Genomic DNA, 15,753 nt, shown 5'->3' with positions numbered 1-15,753 from the left:
TCCTATTCCGCCGCCGCCAGCGCCCCAACAGGGGCGGCCACCGCGCCGCGCAGCCCGTGGCGGGCGGCGATGGCGGTGGCGAACAGCAGCACGGCATTCAGCTCATGCACAAAGCCGAGCTCATTATTGCCCAGCACAAGCGTGGCCATGCCCAGCACATATTGCAACGCCACCAGCAAGGCGAGCAGCAGAAAAATATCCCGCAGCGCCGGCGGCAGCCGGCGGCGCAGCCCCATCACGGCGGTGGTCAGCACGGTCAGCGCCGTGACCGTCGCCAGCAGCCGGTGGCAGAACTGCACCGTGCCCTTGTTGGTGACGAAATTGCTCCAGAGCGGGTCCTGGGCGAAGGCGCCCGGCGGCGTCCAGGCGCCATCCATGGTCGGGAAAGAGTTATAGACATGCAGGGCGCCCGAGGTCGCGACCAGCGCGCCGAAGCCCATGGTGATCCAGATCAGCAGCACCGAGGCGCTGGCAAGCCCGCGCAAGCTGCTAGCCCCTTCCAACGGCACCGGCTCCGGGGTGCGCAGGCTCATGCCGGTCCAGATCAGCAGGAGCAGGATCAGCATGGCGGAGAGCAGATGCGGCGCCGCCCATTCCGGTGGCGGTGAAACCACACCGGGATACATCCCGGTCTGCACCATGTACCAGCCATAGGTGGCCTGCCCCGCGCCGAGCAGGAAGATGAAGCCCAGCCACAGCGCCAGCTTGCGCTGAATGCGGCCCTTTAAGAGGAAATAGCCGAAGGGCAGCAGAAACACGCAGGCCATCAGCCGGCCCCAGCAGCGATCCAGGAACATCGGCCAGAACAAGGCCTTGTACTGCGCCATGTCGATCGGCTGCGCCTGGTATTGCGCGGTGTGCTGATACAGCCCGTAAAGCTGGTTCCAATCCGCCGCGTTCAGCGGCGGGATGAAGCCGGTGAAAGGCCGCCAGACCTGGATGGTGAACCCCGCCCCGATGGTGCGCGCATGCCCGCCGCCGACCACCATGCCAAAGACCATACCGGCCAGCAGCAACAGCCAGGTGCCGACGGCGCGGTCCTGCCTCATCTCACCCCCTCTTGCGGCGGGTCGCCCCGCGCAGGGTGAAGACGATGAACAGCATCCCCCCAGCAGCAGCACCGCGTTCATCTGGTGCGCCACGCCGATATCGTAGCGGCCGGAGACCAGAGCGGTCACACCCAGGATGAATTGCAAAATGACCAGCCCGCCGACGATCAGCGCGCCATCACGCACCGGGCCGGGCAGCTCGCTGCGCAAGGCGCGCACTGTAAGGGTGAGGATGCCCAGAGCCGCCAACACCGCCAGCATCTGATGGCCGAAAATGATCGCCCCGGCGGAGTTCAGCACCCCGGTCATCGGCCAGCCGGCCGGCGGCTGGCCGGTGCCGATATGATCCTTCAGGCTGAAATCGGCGATGCCGTGAATGCCGGAGACCATGGTGCCGCCCCACATCGCCAGCAGCAGCAGCAGCAGTGCGCCGATGGTATGGCCACGCAGGCCCTTCAGCCCTCATAACGGGCCGGTTCGGGGTGGCGGATGACCAGAGCCGTCCACAGCACCGCGCAAAACAGGAACATCGCCCCGAAGAAATGCAGCGAGAGCCGCCAGCCTTCCACTGCGATGCTGTCCGCCCGGAAGCCGGAGGAGACCATGAACCAGCCGATGAAACCCTGCAGCCCGCCGAGCAGGAACAGCAGCACCAGCCAGGGCACCAGCCGCTTCTCCACCCGCCCGGTGAGCGCGAAGACGATCAGCGGCAGCAGCAGCACCGCCCCATCAGCCTTCCCCAGAGGCGATGAATATATTCCGGCCAGAACAGCTGCTTGAACCCGGCCAGCCCCATGCCCTGATGCTGGAGCTGATATTGTGGGATGGTCTTGTACAGCGCGAAAATCTTGTTCCAGGCATCCTGGCTCAAGGGCGGCAGCACGCCGATGATCGGCTCCCAGCGCATGATCGACAGGCCGGAGCCGGAGTCACGCGTATAGCCGCCAATGCCGACCATCACCCAGATCATGAAGGCCAGAAGGAACAGCCAGCTGGATACAAGTTTTCGGTTGGCCAGGCTGCCAGCCCCGCCTTGCGGGCGGATGTTGGAAAAGGCTGTGGCGTTCAAGCGGGTCGTGTCGCTCGGCACAAGGAAACTCCTTCAGACTTAACACGCAGGGCTTACGCCCCCGCCCCGAAATCGCCAGCCCCTGTACCGAATGGCAGCAATCAGTAAGGGATGCGCGCCTCGCGCCGGATCCAGTCCTGATAGGAATCCCGCGCCTCTTCGAGGAATTCCGTGAGCTGGATAGCCGGGGTGTCACGCTCGCCCTCGGGCTTGGCGAGCTGGCGGTAAAATTCCTGGTCGTCAAAGCCGATCGCCTCGGCATCCGCCGGGGCGCAGGCATAATACACCTTGCCGATCCGGGCCCAGAAAATCGCCGACATGCACATCGGGCAAGGCTGGCCGTTCACGTAGATCTCGGTGCCGGAGAGGTCGAACTGGCCTTCCTTCTTCGCCGCATCGCGGATCGCCGTGACCTCGGCATGGGCGGTGGGATCGATGGCGGAGAGCACGCGATTATGCCCCTCGCCGATGATCTTGCCATCGCGCACGATCACCGCGCCGAACGGGCCGCCATGGCCACCGGCCACACCCTGGCGCGCCAGGGCGATGGCGCGTTTCATGAAAGGCTCGTGCTGGCTCATACGCAGGTTACTCCCCGGTGCAACTCCGGGTTTGGATCATGGCCAGAAATTCCCGCCGGGTCGAGGGGTTGTCGCGGAATTCGCCCACCATATGGCTGGTGATCATCGAGACGCCGGGCTTGTGCACGCCGCGGGTGGAGATGCATTGATGATTCGCCTCGATCACCACCGCCACGCCGCGCGGCTGCAACACCTCCTGGATGGTGTTGGCGATCTGCGCGGTGAGTTTTTCCTGAATCTGCAGGCGCTTGGCATAAGCATCCACGACACGGGCAAGCTTGGAAATCCCCACCACCCGCTTGCCGGCAGATAGGCGACATGCGCCTTGCCGGTGATCGGCACCATGTGATGCTCGCAATGGCTCTCCAGCCGGATATCCCGCAGCAGGATCATCTCGTCATAGCCCTCGGTTTCCTCGAAGGTGCGCGAGAGGATCTCGACCGGATCCTCCTCATAGCCCTTGAAGAATTCCGCATAGGATTTGGCGACGCGCTTGGGGGTATCCAGCAGCCCTTCGCGGGTCGGGTCGTCCCCGGCCCAGAGCAGCAAGGTCCGCACCGCCTCCTCGGCCTGTTCCCGCGTCGGGCGGACCAGGCTCTGCTTGCGTTTCGCGGCCTTGGCGGCTTTCAACTGGATGTTCACGCGGCGCTCCATTTCAGGTCTGAGGCATTAAAGACGTCATGTATGACGATTACGTTTATATGGGCCAGCCGGATCACTCAGCCAATATTGGGCGCAAATCGCACGGCTCAATGCCGCCTGGGATCCTCGTGCGGGCTGTCCAGGCTGAAGGCCGGCACCGCGACGTCGAACGGCTCGCCGCCAGGCAGGCGCTGCATGTGATAGGTGCCGACCATGAAGCCCGAGGCGGTGGCCAGCGGCGCGCCGGAGCTGTACTCGAACCGCGCCCCCGGGGTGAGCACCGGCTGCTCGCCCACCACGCCATCCCCATGCACGACATGGGTGTAGCCGGTGCTATCGGTGATGTGCCAGGTCCGCCTGAGCAGCTGCACGGTGGCGCCGCCCTGGTTGATGATGGAAATATGGTAGGCCCAGAAAAACCGCCCCGCCCCGGCTGCGACTGCTCATCCAGAAACATGACTCGCACCTGCACGGTGACGTCGTTGGTTGTCGCTTCGAACCCAGGCTCCATGCCGCCAGCCTATCCCAGCCCCTGGGCGCGAACAAGCGAGCCCTGCTTCACGGTTTTTGCCGCTCCGCAACAGCGCTGCTAGAGTCTGCTCATGCGCATCTCCTTGCCGTTCGGCCGCTTCGCCGTCGCTGCCTGCATCATGCTTTCCGCCTGCGCGGCGGGCGCTGCCGGTACGGCCTCCTTCCCCGACACCGCCCCCACCCCGGCCACCAAACCCAACCCAGCCTTCGGGGCGTTTCTGGCGGCGCGCTACGCGGCTTCGGTGAACGACCCGGCGCGGGCCGCCCGCTTCTATGCCAAGGCGCTGCAAACCGACCCGGATAATCCGCGCCTGGCGCAGGAAGGGTTTCTCTCCGGCGTGCTGGCCGGCGGCGATGAGGCGCAGGCGCTCGCCCCGCGCCTGCCCGGCAATGCGCTGGCCGCCTTGCTGCGCGGCAACCAGGCGGCGATGCAAGGCGATTACAAGCAGGCCGCCACCTTCTTCAAATCCCTGCCCGGCGACCAGCTGGCGGCTTTGATCGAACCGCTGCTGATCGCCTGGACGCAATTCGGCCAGGGCGACGAGCAAGGGGCGCTGAACACGCTCGGCCCCAGCTTCAATAATGGCGCCTTTGGTGGCGTGTATGTGCTGAACGCGGCGCTGATCGCGGATGCGGCTGGCGATACCAAGAGTGCCACCCAGCTCTACGGCGCCGTCTCCGCCGCCTCGCCCAATCTGCGCCTGGCGCAGATCCTGGCCAGCTGGGATGCCCGCCAGGGCAACAAGGCGCAGGCCGAGGCGGTGCTGATGGCGCTGATCGCGGCGCATCCGGACCTCGCCATCGCGCTGCCGGAGCTGCAGGCGCAGATGGGGGCGAAGGTGATCTCCACCCCGGTGCAGGGCATGGCCGAAGCCTATCTCACCTTGGCGGCCTCGCTCAGCCAGCCACAGGCTTTGTTCCTGCGCAGCGTGTTCCTGCGCTTCGCGCTGGAGCTGCGCCCGGACCTTTCCGCCGCGCGGCTGATCCTGGCCTCCACCCAGATCGACAGCGACGACCCCAACGCCACCCCGACGCCGGTGGAAATGCGCAACGCGCTCGACACGCTGGCGCCGATCCAGCCCGGCGACGCGCTCTATGGCCCGGCCGCAGTGCAGCAGGCCAGCCTGCTCGCCAGCCTGGGCGAGCCGGACAAGGCGGTGGCGCTGCTCGACGGGCTGAGCGCCCAGCACCCGGACAATCCCGGGCTGCTGGCCGCCGCCGGCGATGTCTGGCGCACCGCGCATCAATGCGGCCAGGCACTGCCTTATTACCAGAAGGCGATCGCCCTGGCCGGCAATCCGCCGCCGGCCGCCGCCTGGAGCCTGTATTTCGATCGCGGCATCTGCGAGGACGAAACCGGCAACTGGGCGGCCGCGGAGCCGGACCTGGAACAGGCGCTGAAACTCTCCCCCAACCAGCCTTATGTGCTGAATTATCTTGGCTATAGCTGGGCCTCGCGCGACGAGAAGCTGGATGAGGCGCAGGCGATGCTGAGCAAGGCCGCCGGGCTGGACCCGAAGGATCCGGCGGTGCTGGATTCGCTCGGCTATGTCGAGATGAAGCGCGGCAACACCAAGCGCGCCCTGGCACTGCTGATCCAGGCGGTGGAGCTGGCGCCAGACGATGCCGAGGTCAACGGCCATCTCGGCGATGCGTTCTGGCAGGCGGGGCAAAAGCTGCAGGCGGCCTATCAATGGGACCGCGCGCTGGGGCTGAACCCGGATGCGACGCTGAAAGCGGCGCTGGAAGCCAATATCCAGCAGCATTTCGGCGCCCCCACGCCATGAGCCTCACGGTTTTCGCGCCAGCGAAGGTCAATCTCTATCTGCATGTCACCGGCAGGCGGGCGGATGGGTATCATCTGCTCGACAGCCTGGCGGTGTTCCCTGATGTCGGCGACCGGGTGCAGGTTGAGGCGGCGGAGGCGCTGAGCCTGAGCCTGGGCGGGCGCTTCGGCGCGGCGTTGCAGAGCGAGCCGGATAATCTGTTGCTAAAGGCGGCGCGGGCGCTGGCACCGGGGCGCGGGGCGCGGCTGCATCTGGAAAAGGACCTGCCAGTGGCCTCGGGCATTGGCGGCGGCTCGGCCGATGCGGCGGCGGCGCTGCGCGCCCTCTGCCGGCTCTGGGGCTTGCAAAAGGCGGATCTGCCGGCCTTGGCGCTGGCGCTGGGGGCGGATGTGCCGGTCTGCCTGCGCAGCGAACCGGCGCGGATGCAGGGCATCGGCGAGGTACTGGCCCCTGCCCCGCGTTTGCCGGAGTTTGGCATGGTGCTGGTCAATCCTGGCGTGGCGGTACCTACCCCGTCGGTGTTCAAGGCCCGCACTGGCGGCTTCTCGCCACCGCCGCGCCTGCCGGCGATGTGGCCCAGCGCCCGGCTGATGGCCGAGGATCTGAAGCGCTGCGGCAATGATCTGCAGGCGGCGGCGATCGGCATTCAGCCCGTCATCGGCACGGTGCTGGCGGCGCTGGCGGCACTGCCGGGCGCGCTGCTGGCGCGGATGAGCGGCTCCGGCGCCACCTGCTTCGCCCTGTTCGAAACCGCCGAGAACGCCGCCAAGCCGCCGCGACGCTGCAGGGTGAGCAATCTTCCTGGTGGTGTTGGGGCGGGGGGCTTTACCAGCCGCCCCCGACCGGCTTATGAGAGCGCCCAGCCGATGGGACGTCGCCAAGCGGTAAGGCAGCGGATTTTGATTCCGCCATGCGGAGGTTCGAATCCTCCCGTCCCAGCCAGGCTCTCCTAGCCCTCCGCCGGCCGTAACAGCAGCCGCGCCACGCAGCCCTGCCCCGGCGCGCTGTCCAGCACCAGCCTGCCACCAGCGCGCTCCATGCTGCGCGCGGCGATGGCCAGCCCCAGCCCACGCCCGGCGCCGTTGGCGCGGGTGGTGAAGAGCGGTTCGGCGGCCTGGGCCAGCACCTCCGGCGCCATGCCCGGGCCATCGTCGCGCATTTCGATACAGACCATGCCATCCTGCAGCGCGGCCCGCAGCGCCAGGGCATGCGAGGCCGGGGCGGCTTCCCTGGCATTCTCGATCAGCTCCACCACCGCCTGCTGCAACCCGTCCGGGTCAGCCATGGCGAAGAGCGTTTGCGGCGGCAGCGTCATCGCCACGCCACGCCCTTCCGGCTGGCCCGCCAGCGTGCGCAGCAAGGCGGTCACCTCCACCGGCTCAGCCGGGCGGGCGGTGCGGCCGGAATAGACCAGCAGCCGGTGCGCGAACCCCGCCGCGCGGGCGCCGGCATTGCGCGCGCCGGACAAATAGCCTTCCAGCCCTCGATCTTGTTGCGGGCGGCGCGCATCTCCAGCAATTCGAGATTGCCGAGCACGCCGGTCAGCAGATTATTGAAGTCATGCGCCACCTGCGCGGCGAAGGGCTCCAGCCCGCCGGGGGCGTCGTCCTCCTCAGCGGGCATCATGCCTGAATCTCCTGTGCCACTCTCATCCCCGATTTTTTCAACCAAAAGCAACCCAACTGTAAACTAAGGTCACTCAGATTAGGCTTATACAGCAGGTGAACAAGTGTTTGTGAAACCGGGAAAGAGAGTTGGATGATGCGCATTCTGCTCATCGAGGATGACGAGACGGTGGCCAGCGTGGTCACCAATGGCATGGCCGAGGCGAATCACGAGGTCACGCATACGATTGACGGGCAGGACGGGCTGAGCCGCGCCGCCAAGGGCAAGTTCGACGTGATGATCTTCGACCGCCAGCTCCCCGGCGGGGTGGATGGGGCGGAATTGCTGCGCGAGCTGCGCGCGCATGACGTGACCACGCCGGTGCTGTTCCTCTCCGGCCTCGGCGCGCTGGGCGACTGGATGACCGGGCTGGAAGCCGGCGGCGATGATTATATCGTCAAGCCCTTCGTGTTTTCGGAGCTGCTGGACCGGGTGGAGGCGCTGCACGAGCGCCGCACCACCCCGAACTTTGAAAATAACCCCTTGAAGAAGTTATAAAAGTTTTTTGGTGCCGCTTTTTTACAAAAGAGCGGCGAAAAACCTCCGGGGCGTTGGCAACGCCGTTACCGCCGCCCCCGCGCAGATAGCCGAGCAGCCCGGTGGTGGAGCCATCCGCCCCATCGCCGGCCTCGCCGCGCACCATTGGCAGCAGCCTGGTCGCCAGCTCCTTGCCCAGCTCCACCCCCATTGGTCGAAGGCGTTGATGTTCCACACCGCCGCCTCGGTAAACACGCGGTGCTCATAGAGCGCGATCAGCTTGCCCAACGTCGCCGGGTCCAGCTTGCGGTAGGCGGTGACGATGGAGGGGCGGTTGCCGGGGAAAACCCGGTGCGGATTGCCCTTGGCCTCCTCCAGGCTGCGGCCTTGCAGCAGTGCCTGCGCCTGGGCCAGGCAGTTGGCCACGAGCAGCTCATGATGCACCGCCATCTCCGGCTCATGGCCTTCGGCGGCGATATAGAATTCGCACGGAACCACATCCGTACCCTGATGGATCAGCTGATAGAAGGCGTGCTGGCCATTGGTGCCGGGCTCGCCGAACACCAGCGGGCCGGTGGGCTGCGCGACCGGGTTGCCCTCGCGCGTCACCTGCTTGCCGTTCGATTCCATGTCCAGCTGCTGCAGATAGGCCGCAAACCGCGCCAGGCGCTGGTCATAAGGCAGGATGGCGCGGGCCGGGTAGCCCAGCGCGTCACGGTGCCAGAGCCCGACCAGCGCCAGCAGCACCGGCAGGTTCTCTTCCAGTCTGGCGTCGCGGAAATGCTCGTCCATCTCCCTGGCCCCGGCCAGGAAGGCGCGGAAATGTTCCGCGCCGATGGCGATGGCGACCGGCAGCCCGACCGAGGACCACACCGAATAGCGCCCGCCGACCCAATCCAGAAACCGAAAATCCGGTCCGGGGCGATGCCGAAGGCCGCGCATTTCTCCAGCGCGGTGGAGACGGCGCAGAAATGCGCCCCCACCGCATCCTCACCCAGAGCGGCCGCCAGCCAGCGCCGGGCGGAAGCGGCGTTGGTCATCGTCTCCACCGTGGTGAAGGTCTTCGAGGCGATGATGAACAGGGTCCGCGCCGGGTCCAGCCGCTTCAGCGTGTCCGAAAGATGCGCCGCATCGACATTGGAGACGTAATGCAGGCGCGGCCCGTCATGATAGGGGGCGAGCGCGGCGGTGACCATCGCCGGGCCGAGATCCGAGCCGCCAATGCCGATATTCACCACATCGGTGAACGGCTTGCCGTCGGCGGCCGCGATGGCGCCGCCGCGCACTGCCTCGGCGAAGGCCAGAAAGCGCCCCAGCGTCTCTTGCACCGCCGGCACCACATTCTCCCCGCCGACCAGGATTTGCGCATCCGCCGGGGCGCGCAAGGCGGTGTGCAGCACGGCGCGGTTTTCGGTGAGGTTGATCGGCGCGCCGGCGAACATAGCGGCGCGCTTTTCCTCCAGCCCGCTGGCGCGGATCAGCCGCAGCAGGGCAGCGAAGCTGCTGCCGGTGAGGGAGGTTTTGGAAAAATCCAGCAGCAGCCCGGCGGCGGTGACGGAAAAATCCGCGAACCGGGTCGCATCTTCGGCAAATAATGCGCGCATGTCCGGCGCCTCGGCCGCCAGCCTTTTCACATCCGCCCAATCAGACTGGCTCATCCATACCCCCACACGCTTGTTTTGTGCTCCAAACTTATAGCTTCGGCGCGGGAAGCCAAGAGGGGCTAATCCTCCAGCCTTACACCGGGGTGAAAGAAGCCATAGACCGCGCGGGCCGTGGCCCGGTTGATGCCGGGGACGGATTCCAGATCCTTCAGCCCCGCCCCCTTCACCCCGCGCGCCGAGCCGAAATGCAGCAGCAGCGCCTTTTTGCGCGCGGCGCCGATGCCCGGCACCTCATCCAGCTCCGAGGTGGTGAGCTTCTTGCTGCGGGCGGCGCGGTGGGTGGTGATGGCGAAGCGATGCGCCTCATCGCGCAGCCTCTGCAGAAAATACAGCACCGGGTCACGCGGCGGCAGCTGGAAGGGCTCGCGATGTTCCATGTGGAACCATTCCCGCCCTGCATCGCGGTCCGGCCCCTTGGCGATGGCGACCATCGGGATATCCTCCAGCCCCAGATCCGCCATCACCGCCTTCGCCGCCGAAAGCTGGCCAGCACCGCCATCGATCAGCACCAGATCCGGCCAGCTCTCGCCGCTGCGGTCCGGGTCTTCCTCCAGCGCGCGGCCGAAGCGGCGCTGCAGCACCTCGCGCATCATCGCGAAATCATCGCCCGGGGTGAGCACGGATTTGATGCTGAATTTGCGATAGGCGGATTTCATTGGCCCCTCGGGCCCGGCCGCCACCATCACCCCGTAAGCGTTGGTGCCCATGATGTGGGAGTTGTCATAGGTCTCGATCCGCCTTGGCGTCTCCGCCAGGCCGAACAATTCCGCCGTGGCGGCGAGCAATTTGCCCTGGCCGGCACTCTCGGCCAGCTTGCGCTCCAGCGCCTCGCGCGCATTGGTGGCGGCATGGGCCACCACATCGGCCTTCTCGCCGCGCTGCGGCACCGAGATATAAACCCGCCGCTCCGCCTTCAGGCTCAGCGCCTCTTCCAGCAGCGCCTGCTCCTGCGGCGCATGGTTGAGCAGAAGCTGCGCCGGGGGCGGCTTGTCGTCATAGAATTGCGCGATGAAGGCGGCCAGCACCTCCGGCGCCTCCTCATCCTTGGCATGGGCGGGGAAAAAGCTGCGATTGCCGTTATTGCGCCCGCCGCGGATGAAGAACACCTGCACGCAGGCCTGGCCGGCCTGCTGGTGCAGGGCGATCACGTCCGCATCGCCCAGGCTTTCCGGGTTGATGACCTCGCTGCCCTGCACATAGGCCAGGCCCCGGATCCGGTCACGCAGCGCCGCCGCGCGCTCGAACTCAAGATTTTCAGAGGCTTGCTGCATCGCAGCAGCGAGATCCTTCTGCACCGCGCCGGTCTTTCCCTGCAGGAAATCCCGGGCCTGGGTGACCAGCTTGCCGTACTCCTCCTTGCTGACCCGGTCCACGCAGGGGGCGCAGCAGCGCTTGATCTGGAACAGCAGGCAAGGCCGGGTGCGGTTGGTGAAGACGGTATCCGCGCAGGTACGGAGCAGGAACACGCGCTGCAGCGCCTGCACGGTCTGGTTGACCGCCCAGACCGAAGCGAACGGCCCCCAATAGAGATTGCCCTTCTCCTGCACCCCGCGATGCTTGGCGATGCGCGGAAACGCCTGCCCCGCCGTCAGCATCAGCCAGGGATAGGTTTTGTCGTCCCGCAGCAGGATATTGTAGCGCGGCTTCAACCTCTTGATGAGATTGGCTTCCAGCAGCAGCGCCTCGGCCTCGGTATGGGTGGTGAGGATCTCCATCGCGGCGGTATCCGCCACCATGCGCCGCAGCCGCTCCGGCAAACGATTGATCTGGGTGTAGGAGGTGACGCGTTTTTTCAGGTTGCGCGCCTTGCCGACATAGAGCGCATCGCCCTTGCCATCCAGCATCCGGTACACGCCTGGGTTGTTCGGCATCGTCTCCAGCGCGGTTTCGATCACCTCGACGCCGATTTTCGCAGCCTCCAAACTTATCCCCTTCCGCCTGTGGATAACTCTGTGGAATGTCGGCAGGCAAGCTGTGCACGCCCTGCCCAGGCCGGGCCGAAAAGGAGCCGGGTCCGGTCCTGGTTATTCATAGTTAACATATTGATTTTGAACGACATTAACATTTGTTCAACGAATTATCTCCGTTTCCAAATCCACCCAAACCCCCTTGCTGGAACCGGGGTGGTGGAAGTGGACAACTAGATAGTCCGGCGTTCGATTTCCACACCCACGCTGGCGGCATCGGCGAACACGTCCAGCTTTTCCACCATCACCCGCGCCACCCGCACCCTTGGATCGCGCAGGCAGGCCTCGGCGACGCGCTCGGCCAGCGTCTCCACCAGTTGCACATGGCCGCTGGCGATGATCTCGCGCACCGCGTTGATCACCGTATCGTAATCCACCACCCGGCGCAGATCATCCGCCCCCACCGCGGGGCGCGAGAGATGCGCGGCACCGTCATCCTCGACCGCCAGATCCAGATTGAAGCGCACGCGCTGGGTGCGGCCATGCTCCTGGGCATAGACGCCGATCTGCGCCTCCAGCACCAGGTCGCGGACAAACATGCGCCGCGTGGCCCGGGCGGCATCGGCGAGGCGGATATGATCCATGGCCGCCTTTTGCGCCGCAACGCCAAAATTGGCAATAAATGGCGGCCATGCGCCAATGTCCGGACAAAGCCTCCCACGCCGTAAGCTTTTCTTGCGCCCGTGGCTGCGCTATCCAGTCTGCATGAAACGCCACCTTGCTCTGCTCGTGCTACCCGTGCTGCTCGGCGCCGCCGCCCCAGCCCCTCGGCCACGCCGCAGCCCTCCCCGGCCAATATCCATGCCGCGAATGGCTGGTTCCGGTATCTGCTACCTAACATCCCGGCCGGCGGCTACATGACGCTGAGCAATAGCGGCGACAGCACCACCAGGCTGATCGGCGCCAGCTCGCCGGCCTGCGGTACGCTGATGCTGCACAAGACGGTGAATGATGGCGGCACCTCGACGATGGAGATGGTGAAGAGCCTCACCATCCCCGCCCATGGCCAGGTGAGCTTCGCCGAAGGCGGCTACCATCTGATGTGTATGAAGCCGAAGATGAAGGTGGGCGAGAAGATCGGCATCACGCTGAAATTCGCGGATGGCGGCGATCTGCTGCTGTTGCTGCCGGTCTATGGCCCCTCCGGCCCGTCGGGCGCGTGAAGGCGCTGCGGGCCGCGCCGTTGCTGCTGCTGGGCCTGGCCGCCGCCGCGCCGGCGGGGCAGCAGATCGTCCTGCACGGCAATGAAAACGGCGCCATGCCCTGCGCCGCCTGCCATGGCGCGCAAGGCCAGGGCAACAGCTCTATCGGCGCGCCGGCGCTGGCCGGGCGCCAGGCGGATGATATCGTCGCCGCGCTGAATCTGATGGCCGCGGGCCAGGGCGGCAATGCGCTGATGCGCCGCATCGCGGCCGCGCTGCCCCTGACGCAGCGCCAGGATGTGGCCGCATATTTCGCCAGCCTGCCCGCCGCCAAGCCTTAAAATATTCAACCTGATGATATAAGGCGGGCGCAATTGAACCGCAATTCATCAATTCGCAAGCCATTCCGGCAAAAGCTGAAAGCCTCGCCGGTTGGCATAACCGCCCCGAGCGAATAAGGGTTTCTCCAGTTTTTCGAGTTTCGAGTTTTTCAAGTTTCCCGTTTTTAAAGTTTGAGGACGTACCGCCATGCCAGACGCCAACCTGCCCACCGATTACAAGGTCAAGGACATGTCCCTGGCTGAATGGGGCCGCAAGGAAATCTCCATGGCCGAGGACGAAATGCCCGGCCTGATGGCGCTGCGCGAGGAATTCGGCAAATCCAAGCCGCTGGCCGGTGCCCGCATCGTCGGCTGCCTGCACATGACCATCCAGACCGCCGTGCTGATCGAGACGCTGGTGGCGCTCGGCGCCTCCGTGCGCTGGTCCTCCTGCAATATCTTCTCCACGCAGGACCAGGCCGCCGCCGCCATTGCCGCCGCCGGCATCCCGGTCTTCGCCTGGAAGGGGTTGAGCGAGGAAGAATTCTGGTGGTGCATCGAGCAGACGCTGCGCGGCCCCGATGGCTGGACCCCGAACATGATCCTGGATGACGGCGGCGACGTCACCCAGATCATGCATGATAAATACCCGGAGATGCTGGCCAATATTCGCGGCATTTCCGAGGAGACCACCACCGGCGTGCATCGCCTGTGGGAGATGGCAAAGGCCGGCAAGCTGCTGGTGCCCGCCATCAACGTGAATGACAGCGTCACCAAGTCCAAGTTCGACAATCTCTATGGCTGCCGCGAGAGCCTGGTGGACGGCATCCGCCGTGGCACCGACGTGATGATGGCCGGCAAGGTCGCCGTCGTCGCCGGGTTCGGCGATGTCGGCAAGGGCTCGGCCGCCTCGCTGCGCAATGCCGGCTGCCGGGTGAAGGTCGCCGAGATCGACCCGATCTGCGCCCTGCAGGCCGCCATGGAAGGCTATGAGGTGGTGACGATGGACGATGCCGCCCCGGAAGGCGATATTTTCGTCACCGCCACCGGCAATGTCGATGTCATCAATATCGACCATATGCGCGCCATGAAGCACCGCGCCATCGTCTGCAACATTGGCCATTTCGACAGCGAGATCCAGATCGAGGCGCTGCGCAACTATAAATGGGAAAATGTGAAGCCGCAGGTGGATGAGGTGGTCTTCCCGGATGGCAAGCGCCTGATCGTGCTCTCCGAGGGCCGGCTGGTGAATCTCGGCAACGCCACCGGCCATCCGAGCTTCGTGATGTCCGCCAGCTTCACCAACCAGGTGCTGGCGCAGATCGAGCTCTGGACCGCCCCGGAAGGCAAGTATGAGCGCAAGGTCTATGTGCTGCCGCGCCATCTGGACGAGAAGGTGGCGGCTTTGCATCTGGCCAAGGTCGGCGCCAAGCTGACCCAGCTGACCAAGAAGCAGGCGGATTATCTGGGGCTGCAGGTTCAGGGCCCGTTCAAGCATGAGGCGTATCGCTACTGATGCGCCGTCTCGGCCGCTTGCTGGCCCTGCCTGGGCTGGGCCTGCTCGCGGGCGGGATGCTGTTTTTCAGCGCGGTGATGGCGCCTCTGGTCTTCACCAGGCTGCCGCTTGCCATCGGGGGGCCGTTCATTCGAACGGCCTTTCCGGTTTTATATCTTTATTGCCTGATCACCGCCGGGCTGTCCGCCTTTGGCTATCTGTTGCTGGGGCGGGGGCGCGCCGCCCTGGTGCCGGGGGTGACCATTCTCGGCACGCTCTGGAGCTGGTTCTGGCTGATGCCAAGGCTGGATGCGTGGCGGGTGGCGGGCAATGAAGCCGCCTTCGCGCGCGGGCATGATGTTTCCACCTGGGTCTTCGGGCTGGAAGTCTTCCTGGCCCTGCTGCTGCTGATACGCGAAGGCGCCAAAAAAAGCTGAGGCTTTGCGGGGAGGTTCAGCTGCGCTTCACTGGCGCCATGACCGACCTCGCCACGCTGATCAGCGAACCCAAGATCGATACCCATCTGCATCTGCTCGACCCGGCCCGCCATGGCTATGCGGCCGAGACCGGCTATCACCCGGCCGGGCAGGAGCTGTGCACGCTGGATTATCTGCGCCCGCTGCTCGCCGCGCATGGGGTGGGCAAGGCCGTGCTGGTGCAGCCCACCTCCGGCTATGGCCCGGACAATACCGCGCTGCTGGAGGCGCTGGCGGCATCCAACGGCGCCTGGCGCGGCATCGCCGTGCTGGCGCCGGATATCTCCTTCGAGGCGCTGGCGGCGCTCAAGGCGCAAGGCATCGTCGGCGCTGCCTTCCAGATGCCCGCCCACCCGCCCGGGCATTTCCGCGCCCATGCCGGGCTGATCGAAAAGCTGGCGGCGTTGGACATGGTGCTGGATCTGCAATTCGAGGGTGAGCAGGTGTTCGAGGCGATGGCGCTGATCGAAGAGTCCGAGGTGCGGGTGGTGATCGACCATTGCGGCCGTCCGGACCTCGCCGCCGGGCTGGATGGCTTCGCCTTCCGCGCCCTGAAATGCCTGGCCGAGCGCGAGGCACCGACCTGCATCAAACTCTCCGGCCTGCATAAATTCGCCGCCTTCCCCTGGCCGTTCGAAGGCGCGCATGGGGTGGTGGCCGAGCTGCTGCGCGCCTTCGGGCCGCAACGCTGCCTCTGGGGCTCGGATCTGCCCTATCTGCGCCTGCCGGAGCGGCTGGATTACGGCATGTCCCTGGCCCTGGCCGGCCAGCTTTTCCCGGACCCGGCGGTACGGGCGCAGGTGATGCACGAGACCGCCGAAAGGATGTTTTGGAATCATCACCGTTCAATGCCTTGATCGGCCAGTGCCAAACGCCAACATGGCGGGC

General features: G+C 65.8%; 14 protein-coding genes, 1 tRNA gene and 4 pseudogenes. 9 read left to right on the top strand and 10 right to left on the bottom strand.

What is annotated here, in order from left to right; translation table 11 throughout:
* Positions 1-2: 2 nt before the first annotated feature.
* The 5 genes and pseudogenes from GT370_RS16350 to GT370_RS16330 form a co-directional block, all read right to left on the bottom strand.
* A complete protein-coding gene (locus GT370_RS16350) occupies positions 3-1,499 on the bottom strand; it encodes a COX15/CtaA family protein (protein ID WP_270184417.1) in 1,497 nt (498 codons plus the stop codon).
* A gap of 5 nt (positions 1,500-1,504) precedes the next feature.
* A pseudogene (locus tag GT370_RS16345) lies at positions 1,505-2,007 on the bottom strand (COX15/CtaA family protein).
* 212 nt (positions 2,008-2,219) lie between these two features.
* Complete coding sequence (locus GT370_RS16340; protein WP_008494915.1) at positions 2,220-2,699, bottom strand: nucleoside deaminase; 480 nt, start codon at positions 2,697-2,699, stop codon at positions 2,220-2,222.
* A gap of 7 nt (positions 2,700-2,706) precedes the next feature.
* Positions 2,707-3,353 (bottom strand): annotated as a pseudogene (gene folE, locus GT370_RS16335) (GTP cyclohydrolase I FolE).
* A 95-nt stretch (positions 3,354-3,448) separates the two neighbouring features.
* Positions 3,449-3,712, bottom strand: a complete 264-nt coding sequence (locus GT370_RS16330) for a Co(2+)/Mg(2+) efflux protein ApaG (protein ID WP_333489968.1) — start codon at positions 3,710-3,712, stop codon at positions 3,449-3,451.
* 231 nt (positions 3,713-3,943) lie between these two features.
* Between GT370_RS16330 and GT370_RS16325 the strand changes: the two genes are divergently transcribed.
* From GT370_RS16325 to GT370_RS16315, 3 genes and pseudogenes are all read left to right on the top strand, one after another.
* Positions 3,944-5,659 carry a tetratricopeptide repeat protein gene (locus GT370_RS16325; RefSeq protein ID WP_008494911.1) on the top strand — a complete coding sequence of 572 codons (1,716 nt, stop codon included), beginning with the start codon at positions 3,944-3,946 and terminating at the stop codon, positions 5,657-5,659.
* Positions 5,656-6,512 (top strand): annotated as a pseudogene (locus tag GT370_RS16320) (4-(cytidine 5'-diphospho)-2-C-methyl-D-erythritol kinase). The gene GT370_RS16325 and the pseudogene GT370_RS16320 overlap by 4 nt, the downstream one beginning before the upstream one ends.
* A 14-nt stretch (positions 6,513-6,526) precedes the next feature.
* Positions 6,527-6,601 (top strand) — tRNA-Gln (locus tag GT370_RS16315).
* Positions 6,602-6,608: 7 nt separating this feature from the next.
* On the opposite strand, the gene GT370_RS16310 is transcribed toward GT370_RS16315, so the two are convergent.
* Both GT370_RS16310 and GT370_RS16305 read right to left on the bottom strand, forming a co-directional pair.
* Positions 6,609-7,127 carry an ATP-binding protein gene (locus GT370_RS16310; protein WP_270183400.1) on the bottom strand — a complete coding sequence of 173 codons (519 nt, stop codon included), beginning with the start codon at positions 7,125-7,127 and terminating at the stop codon, positions 6,609-6,611.
* Positions 7,025-7,285, bottom strand: a complete 261-nt coding sequence (locus tag GT370_RS16305; RefSeq protein WP_270183399.1) for a histidine kinase dimerization/phospho-acceptor domain-containing protein — start codon at positions 7,283-7,285, stop codon at positions 7,025-7,027. Before GT370_RS16305 ends, GT370_RS16310 begins: the two co-directional genes overlap by 103 nt.
* 132 nt (positions 7,286-7,417) lie before the next feature.
* Between GT370_RS16305 and GT370_RS16300 the strand changes: the two genes are divergently transcribed.
* Positions 7,418-7,822 (top strand): response regulator transcription factor, encoded by a 405-nt coding sequence (locus GT370_RS16300; protein WP_270183398.1) that lies wholly within the window; start codon positions 7,418-7,420, stop codon positions 7,820-7,822.
* Between the two features lie 21 nt (positions 7,823-7,843).
* On the opposite strand, the pseudogene pgi reads toward GT370_RS16300, so the two are convergent.
* From pgi to folB, 3 genes and pseudogenes are all read right to left on the bottom strand, one after another.
* Positions 7,844-9,405, bottom strand: a pseudogene (gene pgi / locus GT370_RS16295) (glucose-6-phosphate isomerase).
* Positions 9,406-9,524: 119 nt separating this feature from the next.
* Positions 9,525-11,387, bottom strand: a complete 1,863-nt coding sequence (gene uvrC, locus GT370_RS16290) for an excinuclease ABC subunit UvrC (RefSeq protein ID WP_008494906.1) — start codon at positions 11,385-11,387, stop codon at positions 9,525-9,527.
* A 218-nt stretch (positions 11,388-11,605) separates the two neighbouring features.
* Positions 11,606-12,016 (bottom strand): dihydroneopterin aldolase, encoded by a 411-nt coding sequence (folB, locus tag GT370_RS16285; RefSeq protein WP_008494905.1) that lies wholly within the window; start codon positions 12,014-12,016, stop codon positions 11,606-11,608.
* Between the two features lie 99 nt (positions 12,017-12,115).
* On the opposite strand from folB, the gene GT370_RS16280 reads away from it, so the two are divergent.
* From GT370_RS16280 to GT370_RS16260, 5 genes are all read left to right on the top strand, one after another.
* Complete coding sequence (locus GT370_RS16280) at positions 12,116-12,595, top strand: copper chaperone PCu(A)C (RefSeq protein WP_270183397.1); 480 nt, start codon at positions 12,116-12,118, stop codon at positions 12,593-12,595.
* Complete coding sequence (locus GT370_RS16275) at positions 12,592-12,915, top strand: c-type cytochrome (RefSeq protein ID WP_008494902.1); 324 nt, start codon at positions 12,592-12,594, stop codon at positions 12,913-12,915. The genes GT370_RS16280 and GT370_RS16275 overlap by 4 nt, the downstream gene beginning before the upstream one ends.
* Before the next feature lie 187 nt (positions 12,916-13,102).
* Positions 13,103-14,410 carry an adenosylhomocysteinase gene (gene ahcY, locus GT370_RS16270; protein ID WP_008494901.1) on the top strand — a complete coding sequence of 436 codons (1,308 nt, stop codon included), beginning with the start codon at positions 13,103-13,105 and terminating at the stop codon, positions 14,408-14,410.
* Positions 14,410-14,826: a DUF4149 domain-containing protein gene (locus GT370_RS16265; RefSeq protein WP_008494900.1), complete on the top strand. Its 417-nt coding sequence runs from the start codon at positions 14,410-14,412 to the stop codon at positions 14,824-14,826. Before ahcY ends, GT370_RS16265 begins: the two co-directional genes overlap by 1 nt.
* Positions 14,827-14,864: 38 nt before the next feature.
* Positions 14,865-15,722: an amidohydrolase family protein gene (locus GT370_RS16260; protein ID WP_008494899.1), complete on the top strand. Its 858-nt coding sequence runs from the start codon at positions 14,865-14,867 to the stop codon at positions 15,720-15,722.
* The last annotated feature ends 31 nt before the right edge of the window (positions 15,723-15,753 follow it).

The sequence above is a fragment of the Acidocella sp. MX-AZ03 genome (assembly GCF_027626035.1).
Lineage (GTDB): Bacteria > Pseudomonadota > Alphaproteobacteria > Acetobacterales > Acetobacteraceae > Acidocella > Acidocella facilis.
This window is presented reverse-complemented; position numbering and strand designations above follow the sequence as displayed.